The sequence below is a fragment of the Pseudomonas sp. UBA4194 genome, from assembly GCF_002379585.1.
Taxonomy (GTDB): domain Bacteria; phylum Pseudomonadota; class Gammaproteobacteria; order Pseudomonadales; family Pseudomonadaceae; genus Aquipseudomonas.
The window spans coordinates 111,625-121,674 of sequence record NZ_DFUE01000010.1; the positions used below are offsets into that span (position 1 = coordinate 111,625).

Below are 10,050 nucleotides of genomic sequence, written 5' to 3' on the forward strand. Positions count from 1 at the left end.
GGCTCAACGCCCGATGGCATCCAGCAGTTGCTGCCAGCCGGCGGCCAGGCGTACGCCAGGAGCACGGAAGGCATGCAGGGGAATGGGTTTGAACGTCTCACCGGCCAGCAGACCCAGCTGCACAGGCTCACCGGCGGTCATGGCAGCCAGTTGCTTGCCCATGTAGGTGGACATGGCCACACCCCCACCGTTGTAGCCGATGGCGTAGAAACTGCGCTCATCCAGCTGCCCGGCATGAGGCAGGTAATCGAGGGTCATGGCGACCAGGCCGGACCAGCGAAAAGCGATGGGGAAGTCACGCAACGCAGGAAACACCTCCCCCATGCTGCGATGCAAGGTGCGAAACGCGCTGTCGGAATCATGCTTGCCGAACGCCCCCCGGCCACCGAAGATCAGCCGATCGCCGATCACTCGGAACCAGCGCAGCATGCGCTTGGTGTCGCCGCACACTTGCCCGCCCGGCATGATGCCGGCCAGTACGTGAGCCGGTAGCGGTTCGGTAGCGATGATGGCGCTGCGAAACGGAATCAGACGGCGGTGTAAGGTATCGGTGGCTCGGGTCTGGTCGGAGTAGCCATTGGTGGCGTACACCACCTGCCTGGCGCTGACCCGCCCCTGCGGCGTCTGCACGATCACACGGCCGCCTTCCTGGCGAACCTGCTCGGCGGGGCTGTTGATGAACATCTTCACGCCGCGCTCGTTGAGGCTCGATGCCATGCCGCGGGCGTAGTTCAGCGGATGGATACCGCCTGCCTTGGGCGTCAGCAGGCCACCGTGGAAAATCGTCGAGCCAGTCATCTCGCGGACCTGCTCGGCGCTGATCATGCGCGACGACTCACCGCCGGTTTCGCGCTTGATCCAGTTGGCCGTGCTTTGCAGTCCGCCCAGGGCGTGCTCGTTATGTGCCGCCGCGATGTGTCCCCCCATGTGCAGCTGAGCGCCGGCGATACCCAGGCTTTCGATCATCTCCACCAGGCTGTCTACAGCGGCGTAGCCGGTGCGGTACATGTGCAGGGCGGTGTCGCGGTCGAAACGCTGCATCAATGCCGCAAAGCCCACGCGAAACTTCGGCGAAACCACGCCGCCGTTACGTCCGCTCGCGCCCCAGGCCAGGGTATTGGCCTCCAGGATCAGCGGCTCGCGACCGCTGGCGGCTATATGATGCGCCGCCGAAAGACCGGTATAGCCCGCGCCGATGATCACCACATCGCACTGCCGCTCGCCTTGCAGCGACTGCAGCGCCGGGGCGGGTTGGGCGGTGGCCGCCCACAAACTCTTCGCAGTCATAGCCCGTATCCACAAGAAAACGGCGCTTCGATGGAAGCGCCGCAGGTGTCAGCCCAGTTCTTTCTCGACCGCGTCGGCCAGTTGCGCCAGCGAAGTGAAATGGTAGTGCGGCTTGGTGTGTTCGGATTCCAGGGTGCCACCGCTGCCTTTCTGGGCGAAGCGGCGTTCGATCCAGCAGGTCTGGTAACCCAGGCGCATGGCCACGCCAATGTCGTGGTACTGGCTCTGGGCAACGTGGAGAATTTCCTCGAAGACGATGCCTTGGGTGGCCAACACGCCGCGGGTGTAGGCAAAGAACTGTGGATCGGGTTTCTCGAAGCGCACGTCGTCGACGGTCACACGCACGTCGAACGGCTCGTCGAGGGTCTTGGCCATGTAGTTCAGGGCCCAGATTTGAGAGTTGGTGGTCGCCACCAGCTTGAAGTGCTTGTGCAGACGCTTGAGGGCTTCGACCGAATCCGGGAAGGCCGGGAAGTTTTCCACCGCCAGGGCCAGGCCGCGGGCGTATTCGTCGTTGTCCGGCAGGCCGAGTTTGCTGGCGATCAGGTGATAGCAGCGCTCCAGGTCATCCGGCCACCAGCCCGAATCCGGCATGGCGCGGGCGTCGCGGTACGCCTTGAGGATATCGTCATCGCTGCACGCCTTGCCGGCTTCACCGGCCACTTCACGCACGTGGTTGAGAATGCCGGCTTCGAAATCGATCAGGGTGCCGACGACATCGAACGTCAGGGCTTTGAACTGCTTGAATGACATAAGGCGCTCCGCATGATGAACCAGGGGAAGATGCAAGGTGTGGTTCAATTATCGGCGCGCGCCATCGCCATATGTTCTGTTTTGTCCTTACCTCAGGGCATAACCTACTGTTTTTCGCTCGCTCGCGGCATACCTGTTCTCATGAGGCGGCGGCGATCTTCTGCGCCAGGCCTAACTGGGGGTAAAGCGCGTCGATTCGAGCGATGTCGGCCTGCATCTCTTCGATGATCCACTGACGCACGCTGTCGACGATCGGCCGCGCTGGCCGATTGGTCGGCGACACCAGGCAGCAGCGCCTTGCACTGACCTTGACCCCATCACCCATCGGCAGCAATTGGCCGCTGGCCAGGCAGTGCGAAACCACATTCAGCCAACCCAGTGCCATGCCCTGGCCAAGCAGAGCGGCCTGCACCACCACGGCGTAATCGGAGAACACCAGCGCATTGTCGGTACGTCCGCCCTGGTCGAAAGGGGTGGCCCAACTGCGGTCCTGGTTGTCCATATGGATCAGTGCCGGTGCTGCGTGCTTGCCCTTGCCGCGAGGTGTGTCCATTCGGTACTGGGGGCTGCACACTGGGAGGGTGATCTCCGGCAACACCAGGCTGTCCGTGGCTTTCACGCTGCCCGCGTCGAGGTAGCGCATGCCCAGATCGACGTCTACCAACGGGCCGCCGATGCGCCCGGACATCAGTTGGTAGCGCATGTCGACGCCAGGAAACCGCTCGCTGAAACGGCTCATGCGCGGCATCAGCCAGTGGGTGGTGAACGCGGTGGACACCGACAGCGTGATGGTTTCCATGCCGGTGGCGCGAGCCTCGATCTCGCTGATCGCCGCTTCGATGGTGCTGAAGCCTTCCTGTACGCGGCGGTAGAGCAGGCTGCCATTTTCGGTGAGCCGCGCGCCGCCGCGAACGCGCTCGAACAACTGCACCCCCAGGTGCTCCTCCAGCCGCGAGAGCATGCGGCTGACGGCAGGCTGGCTGACGCACAGCTCGTCGGCCGCGCGGGTGAAACTGCCGCAACGGGCGGCCGCCTCGAAAACGAACAAGGAACCGGAACTGGGCAGCTTTCGACGAAGGTTTGACATGACCTGAGTTTATGCCTGACAAAACCATTAGTAAATTGCCCCGCCCAACAACCCCCCCCATCCTGTAGCAGCGGCGTAAGCCGCGTCGCTTTTCTACGGCGTAAGCCGCGTCGCTCTTTTACGACGTAAGCCGCGTCACTTTTTTTACGGCGTAAGCCCCGTCGCCTTTCAATAGCCGCCCTCCGCCATGATTCGGCAATCGACCGCCCAACAGCGGCACGTGGCTTATTGAAGAGCGACGCGGCTTACGCCGCTGCTACGGTAATGAACGGGGGTGGGCTTTGGATAATGTGTTGAAATTCTATATCGATGGGCAATGGGTTGAACCCTCGGGTGTGCAGCGCCTTTCGGTGATCAACCCGGCGACCGAGCAATCTTTCGCACAGATCGCCATGGGCGAGCAGCGTGATGTCGACGCCGCCGTAGGGGCGGCCCGGCGGGCCTTTGCCGGTTTTGCCCAGACCACTGCGGCTGAGCGCAGGGCGTTGCTGGAGCAGGTCCTCGAGGCGTTCATGGCGCGCTACGACGACATCGCCGAGGCGATCATGCAGGAAGTCGGCGCGCCCAAGGCCTTGGCCTACGACTGGCAGGCCGGCATCGGCAAACGTCACCTGGAGCAGATGCTGCGCACCCTCGACAGCTTCGAATTTCGCAAGACCCGCGGCACCACGCTGATCAATCAGGAACCAGTGGGCGTCGTCGCGCTGATCACGCCCTGGAACTGGCCGATCAACCAGATCGCCTGCAAGGTGGCGCCGGCATTGGCGGCCGGCTGCACCATGGTGCTCAAGCCCAGCGAGATCGCGCCGCTGAACGCGATCATCTTCGCCGAAGTGATGCACAGCGCTGGGGTGCCGGCAGGCGTGTTCAACCTGCTCAACGGCGACGGCCCAACGGTGGGTGCCGCGCTGGCTCGTCATCCTGATGTTGACATGGTGTCGTTCACCGGCTCGACACGGGCCGGGGTGGAGGTCGCACGCCTGGCGGCGCCCACGGTCAAGCGGGTGCATCAGGAACTGGGCGGCAAGTCGGCCAATATCCTGCTGGACGATGTCGACCTGCACGCGGCGGTCACCGCCGGCGTCAATGGCTGCCTGGGCAACAGCGGTCAGTCCTGCAACGCACCGACGCGCATGCTGGTGCCGGCGGCGCTGCATGACCAGGCCGTGGCAATTGCCCGCCAGGCAGCCCAGGCCCACCAGATCGGCGCGCCTGACGACCCGCGTACCACCTTGGGCCCGGTGATCAGTGAGCGCCAGTACCAGGCGATCCAACGGCTTATCGCCATTGGCATCGAGGAAGGTGCGCAGTTGGTGTGCGGTGGTCTGGGACGGCCGGCGCATCTGGACAGCGGTTACTACGTGCAGCCGACTGTCTTCGCTGGGGTGGAGGCGCAGATGACGATTTCCCGAGAAGAAATCTTCGGCCCTGTGCTGGTGATCCAGCCTTACACCGATGAGCAGCACGCGGTGCAGATGGCCAATGACAGCGTGTTCGGGCTGGCCGCGTACGTCCAGTCAGCCAGCCTGGAGCGGGCGCGCGCTGTTGCTTTGCAGATGCGCGCCGGGAGCGTGTACATCAATTATCCAAGCTGGGATGCGGCGGCGCCGTTTGGGGGATACAAGCAGTCGGGCAACGGACGCGAGTATGCCGAATGGGGGCTGGAGGCGTTTCTGGAGGTGAAGGGGGTAGTGGGTTGGGGGTAGGTTGCGGGGGGCTGGGGTGAGGGGACCATTCACCGCCGACCCCCGCCTCGTTCCCGAAAGCCACCCACAGTACGTGCACTAGCCAACCTTGATCATGTCCGCAATCCGCTCGGCGATCATGATGGTCGGCACATTGGTGTTGGCACAGGGAATCGCCGGCATCAAAGACGCATCGCATACCCGCAAGCCACTCACCCCGATCACCCGCCCATCACCCAACGTCACCGCCTGAGGATCATCCGCGCGCCCCATCCGGCAAGTGCCCGACGGATGCCAGGTGCCGCCCACATTGGCCTGGACGAACTCGGTCAGCGCCTGATCATCGTCCAGCAGCTTTTTCAAGGTCACACCCTGAGTCACCAGGCCATGTACCAATACCCCACGCAACGGCCCAGCGATGTCCAGCAACAGGCTCAACACCGCGCGTTGCAACGCATTGAAACGCCCCGGCATCGCCACCTTGGCCACCCTTGGCGAATAGCTGGAAGGAAACACCACACTGCGCTGAGCCTCGAGCGCAGGCGCCGACAGTGTCTCGGCACCCCTGCGCAGGGCCTGCTTCAATCGCTGCAGATCCCGCGGGTCGGATAGCATCGCGAAGCTCACCTCCGGCTCCTGCAGCGGATCCCGGGACGTCACCCTGACCCTGCCCCGTGAGTAAGACTTGTTGACCCAGAAAAACATCGTCCCCAGCCGGTAGCCCACCGAATGCCAGCCGGAGCGCGACAGAATCGCCCCGTGCATGTCACCGGGCACCGTGTTCGGCAGCCCGGACGAGAACCGCACGATCGCCTGCTCATGGTGCTCCTCGACATGGGGTGTGCGCCCCTGCGCCGTCAGCAACGCCGATACCGCGATAGACGGATGCTCCATCAGGTTCGCGCCCACCCCAGGGCGGTCAGCCACCAACGGCACACCCAGATCGAGCAATTGATCCAGCGGCCCAACGCCGCTGCGTATCAGCAGCGCCGGACTGTGAATCGCCCCCGCACACACGATCACCTGTGCTGCATCGAGCTCTTGGGCCGTACCCGCTTGATCCAGCACGCGCGCACCCACTGCCTGTGTCCCCGCGAACAGCACACGGTCCACCACGCAGTCGGTACGGATCGTCAGGTTGGGCCGAGCCCGGACCTCGTCGGAGAGATAACACACCGACACCGGAATCCGCTCACCTTGCTCGCTCACGCCAATGGCACCCACGTAGACGCCGTCCTGCCACTCGCCGTTCTGGTCGGCGCGGGTCGGCAACCCCTGGGTCGCCAACACCTTCATCACCGCCTTGACGAATGGCGACAGAAACTCAGGCGCCGTGCGCCGTATCCGCACCGGTCCGCTATCGCCGTGCAAAGGCCCGCTGAAATCACAGTCGGTTTCCAGCTTGCGAAAGTACGGCAAGCAGCTGTTCCAATCCCAGCCTTCAGCGCCCAGTCGGCCCCACTCATCGTAATCCTGCGGGGCGCCGCGATTGGTCATCAGTGCATTGATTGCCGAGCCGCCTCCCAGCAGGCGGGCCTGCTCATAGCGGCGGCCACCCTGCCCGGCCATGCGCGCGGTCAGGCGCTGCCAGATATTGCGCGTGTCCAGATAGGCCCGGCCGGGGTAACGACTGGCAATGGCGGCCGGCATCTTGCCGGGCGCGATATCGCGCCCCGCTTCCACCAGGTACACGTGCCGGGTCGGATCTTCGGAAAGCCGGGCAGCCAGCACGCAACCGGCACTGCCGCCACCCAGAATCAGATAATCGATCACTGTGCAGACCGCCTTACTGGACGAATTTCAACCAGCGGTCCTTGGCGGCGATGCCTTCGGCAGACGACCACCATTCTTCCGACATCAGCGCTTGCTTAGCGGCGTTTTCCGGCGAGCTTGGCAGCTCCTTGCCGCGTTCGGCGCTGAGCTTGCCGGTCGCGAAGGCGGCCGGGTTGCCAGGGCCGTAATCGATGTACTTGGGCAGATCGGCCTGCAGGTCAGGCGACACGGCGGTGTCGACGAACTTCACCGCCGCGGCCAGGTTCGGTGCGTTCTTCAGAATGCACAGCTGGGTGTTCTGCAGGATGCCGTCGTTGTAGGTGAAGTTGACGTCGGCGTTGTCTTTCTTCACCGCACCCACGCGACCGTTCCAGATCATCAGCATGTCCACTTCGCCGTCATTGAGCAGCTGCGCCGACTGACCACCCGAACTCCACCACACGGCAATATCGGGTTTGATCTGGGCCAGGCGCTTGTAGGCGCGGTCGACGTCCAGTGGGTAGAGTTTGTCCCGCGGCACGCCGTCGGACAGCAGCGCGGCTTCCAGGGTGCCCATGGGGTCGTTGCGCAGGGCGCGGGTGCCGGGGAAGTCCTTGACGTTCCAGAAGTCGGCCCAGCTTTGCGGCACCTTCTTGAGCGTCTTGGTGTTGTAACCCAGCACCGAGGAATAGAACTCGTAGGCCACCGAATAGGGGGTACGGTAGGCCTCGGGCATGCCTTTGACGTTGGGCATTCTGGCCAGGTCCAGTGGCTCGATCAGCCCTTCACGACCGCCGCGAATGCAGTTCGAAGGTGGCGTGTCGATCACGTCCCACACCGGCTTGCCGGTTTCGCCCTGGGCTTTGACCATGGGCCAAGCGTCGGGGACGCTGTCCTGCTTGATGGTGATATCGAGCAATTTGGCGGCGGGGTCGAGGATGGCTTTGGTCTGTGCCTCCTGGTAGACACCGCCCTGGGACACGAAGGTGATCTGCTCGGCGCTGGCGGAGGCCGCGCACGTCATCGCTACGCACAACAGGGATAAGACAGAACCGAAGTTTTTCATGGCAAATCATCCTGGTAGTAGATTAATTCGGCAGCGACAAAAACCTCGACGGTTACCCAGGTTGCACCGGTGATGTGTTGTTGTTCTACCGAGCGGGTCGGCTGGAAGGTACAAGACGTGATGGCTTTTGGACAATGCACGATTAGTCAGTAGGGGCATGATCTGGGGTTATGGGGTGGAGCGGGACGCGGCTTACGCCGCTGCTACGGTGGTGCGCTGGGCCAAGGTGTTGCGCAGGTACTGCACGAATACCGCAATGCGCTGGGGGGTGTGGCGGCGTTGCTGATAGACCGCGAAAACATCGGCTTGCGGCGCCTCGTAGTCTGTTAGCAAGGCGCGCAGGCGGCCGGCCTGCAGATGCTCCTGCACATCCCAGCGCGAGCGCAGGATCAACCCGTGGCCTTCGAGCGCCCAGCTCAACGCCACCTCGCCATCGTTGCTGGACAGCGTGCCGGTGACTTTATGGGCGTGTTCCTGGCCATTCTTGCGAAAGCGCCAGATGGCATAGTCGCTGCCGAACTGGCGCAGCACGATGCAGTTATGCGCGGCCAGATCCGCCACTTCGGCCAAAGCAGGCATGCCTTCAAGGTATCCTGGCGAAGCGCAGAGAATGCGCGGATTTTCCAGCAGGCGTACGGCGATCAGGCGTGAGTCTGGCGGCTCGCCCATGAACACGCCGATGTCGAACTGGTCGTCGAGCAGGCTCACCGGCTGACTGCTCAGCTCCAGAGAGACCTCCAGCTGCGGGTGCAGGCGGGCGAACTCCGACACGACGGGCGCCAGGTGCCGACGTCCGAAACCCATGGTCCCGTTGATCCGCAGACGCCCCTGCAACGTCGGTTGGCGCGTGACCAGCGCGCTTTCCAGCTCATCGAGCTGGCGCAGGATCGGCCGGCCGCCTTCGAGGTACAGCACGCCCTCCGGCGTCAACGACAGGCGCCGCGTGGTGCGCTGCAGCAACTGCACGCCCAGACGCTGCTCCAGTTGGCTGAGGCGCTTGCTCACCGCAGGCAAGGACAAACCCAGGTGCCGCGCCACTTCGGTCAGGCTCGCGCGGGTAGCGACCTGCTGAAAGAAGCTCAAGTCGTCAATCATGCTCATGAATTGTTTACCTGAATCTAAGAATGGCTTTACGTTTTCGCTAATTATTCATCGCTGGGTACTGATTACACTGAGCTGGCGTATTCATCAATCAGTGGAGTGGCACCATGAGCAAATCCAACTACAAGATCGCGGTGATCCCCGGCGACGGCATCGGTAAGGAAGTCATGCCCGAAGGGGTTCGCGTGCTCGATGCGGTGGCCGCCAAGCACGACCTCGTTCTGCAGTGGGACTGGTTCGATTTTGCCAGCGCCGATTACTACCTGGCCCACGGCAAGATGATGCCCGACAACTGGTTCGAGATTCTCAAGGGCTATGACGCTATCTATTTCGGCGCCGTGGGCTGGCCGGACGTGGTGCCCGACCATGTTTCGCTGTGGGATTCGTTGCTGCAGTTCCGGCGCGAGTTCGATCAGTACGTGAACCTGCGCCCTTGCCGGTTGATGCCGGGGGTGAAAGCGCCACTGGCCAATCGCAAGCCTGGCGACATCGATTTCTGGGTGGTGCGCGAGAACACCGAGGGCGAGTATTCAAGCGTAGGCGGCAAGATGTTCCCCGGAACCGAGCGCGAGATCGTGCTGCAGGAGACGGTGATGACGCGCGTGGGTGTGGACCGTATTCTCAAGTTCGCCTATGAGCTGGCCCAGAGCCGCCCGAAGAAGCACCTGACCTCGGCGACGAAGTCCAACGGCATTGCCATCACCATGCCGTACTGGGACGAACGGGTGGTCGAGATGGGCAAGAAGTACCCAGAGGTGAACGTCGACAAGTACCACATCGACATTCTCACGGCGAATTTCGTGCTGCACCCGGATTGGTTCGATGTGGTAGTGGCCAGCAACCTGTTCGGCGACATTCTCTCCGACCTGGGGCCGGCCTGTACGGGCACCATCGGTATCGCGCCTTCGGCCAACATCAACCCGGAACGAAATTTTCCGAGCCTGTTCGAGCCGGTACATGGCTCGGCACCGGACATTGCCGGCAAGGGCATCGCCAATCCCATCGGGCAGATCTGGTGCGGGGCGATGATGCTGGAGCACCTGGGCCATCCCGAAGCGGGCGCAGCCGTGCTCAGCGCCATCGAAAAGGTCCTGGCCACGGGACCGGAAAACGCCCCATTGACCGCGGACATCGGCGGCACCGGCAATACCGAGGCACTGGGCAAAGCGATTGCCGCAGCGTGCTGAGGTAGCCGGCGTGGTCCGGGATATGTGTTGACGGGGCCGGCGCATGATCTGGGATGTGTGGTGACGGGGCTGACGCCTTCGCGGCTGGACGCCGCTCCTACAGGGGGGTGGGGTGTTTGTAGGAGCGGCGTG

General features: G+C 63.2%; 8 protein-coding genes. 2 read left to right on the forward strand and 6 right to left on the reverse strand.

Annotated elements, in window-relative coordinates:
• Positions 1-3: 3 nt before the first annotated feature.
• The 3 genes from B3397_RS02055 to B3397_RS02065 form a co-directional block, all read right to left on the reverse strand.
• The gene (locus tag B3397_RS02055) at positions 4-1,287 is read right to left on the reverse strand and encodes an NAD(P)/FAD-dependent oxidoreductase (protein ID WP_296246790.1); all 1,284 of its coding nucleotides are present in this window, start codon (positions 1,285-1,287) and stop codon (positions 4-6) included.
• Positions 1,288-1,335: 48 nt separating this feature from the next.
• Positions 1,336-2,040: an HAD-IA family hydrolase gene (locus tag B3397_RS02060; RefSeq protein ID WP_296246792.1), complete on the reverse strand. Its 705-nt coding sequence runs from the start codon at positions 2,038-2,040 to the stop codon at positions 1,336-1,338.
• Positions 2,041-2,179: 139 nt separating this feature from the next.
• Positions 2,180-3,127 carry a LysR family transcriptional regulator gene (locus tag B3397_RS02065; protein WP_296246793.1) on the reverse strand — a complete coding sequence of 316 codons (948 nt, stop codon included), beginning with the start codon at positions 3,125-3,127 and terminating at the stop codon, positions 2,180-2,182.
• A 281-nt stretch (positions 3,128-3,408) separates the two neighbouring features.
• Here B3397_RS02065 and B3397_RS02070 point away from each other — a divergent pair, with 281 nt between their 5' ends.
• Positions 3,409-4,833 carry an aldehyde dehydrogenase family protein gene (locus B3397_RS02070; protein WP_296246795.1) on the forward strand — a complete coding sequence of 475 codons (1,425 nt, stop codon included), beginning with the start codon at positions 3,409-3,411 and terminating at the stop codon, positions 4,831-4,833.
• 78 nt (positions 4,834-4,911) lie between these two features.
• Here the strand turns inward: B3397_RS02070 and B3397_RS02075 are convergent, their stop codons facing one another.
• The 3 genes from B3397_RS02075 to B3397_RS02085 all read right to left on the reverse strand — a co-directional run bounded on the left by B3397_RS02075 (position 4,912) and on the right by B3397_RS02085 (position 8,731).
• Complete coding sequence (locus B3397_RS02075) at positions 4,912-6,585, reverse strand: GMC family oxidoreductase (protein ID WP_296246797.1); 1,674 nt, start codon at positions 6,583-6,585, stop codon at positions 4,912-4,914.
• Positions 6,586-6,598: 13 nt separating this feature from the next.
• Complete coding sequence (locus B3397_RS02080) at positions 6,599-7,630, reverse strand: ABC transporter substrate-binding protein (RefSeq protein WP_296246799.1); 1,032 nt, start codon at positions 7,628-7,630, stop codon at positions 6,599-6,601.
• A gap of 192 nt (positions 7,631-7,822) precedes the next feature.
• Positions 7,823-8,731 (reverse strand): LysR substrate-binding domain-containing protein, encoded by a 909-nt coding sequence (locus B3397_RS02085; RefSeq protein ID WP_296246801.1) that lies wholly within the window; start codon positions 8,729-8,731, stop codon positions 7,823-7,825.
• A gap of 107 nt (positions 8,732-8,838) precedes the next feature.
• Between B3397_RS02085 and B3397_RS02090 the strand changes: the two genes are divergently transcribed.
• A complete protein-coding gene (locus B3397_RS02090; protein WP_296246802.1) occupies positions 8,839-9,918 on the forward strand; it encodes a tartrate dehydrogenase in 1,080 nt (359 codons plus the stop codon).
• The last annotated feature ends 132 nt before the right edge of the window (positions 9,919-10,050 follow it).

Bases quoted from the DNA above. Each gene is read 5' to 3' on its own strand.
- B3397_RS02055 (WP_296246790.1), bottom strand. From the start codon at position 1,287: ATGACTGCGAAGAGTTTGTGGGCGGCCACCGCCCAACCCGCCCCGGCG.
- B3397_RS02060 (WP_296246792.1), bottom strand. From the start codon at position 2,040: ATGTCATTCAAGCAGTTCAAAGCCCTGACGTTCGATGTCGTCGGCACC.
- B3397_RS02065 (WP_296246793.1), bottom strand. From the start codon at position 3,127: ATGTCAAACCTTCGTCGAAAGCTGCCCAGTTCCGGTTCCTTGTTCGTT.
- B3397_RS02080 (WP_296246799.1), bottom strand. From the start codon at position 7,630: ATGAAAAACTTCGGTTCTGTCTTATCCCTGTTGTGCGTAGCGATGACG.
- B3397_RS02085 (WP_296246801.1), bottom strand. From the start codon at position 8,731: ATGAGCATGATTGACGACTTGAGCTTCTTTCAGCAGGTCGCTACCCGC.
- B3397_RS02090 (WP_296246802.1), top strand. From the start codon at position 8,839: ATGAGCAAATCCAACTACAAGATCGCGGTGATCCCCGGCGACGGCATC.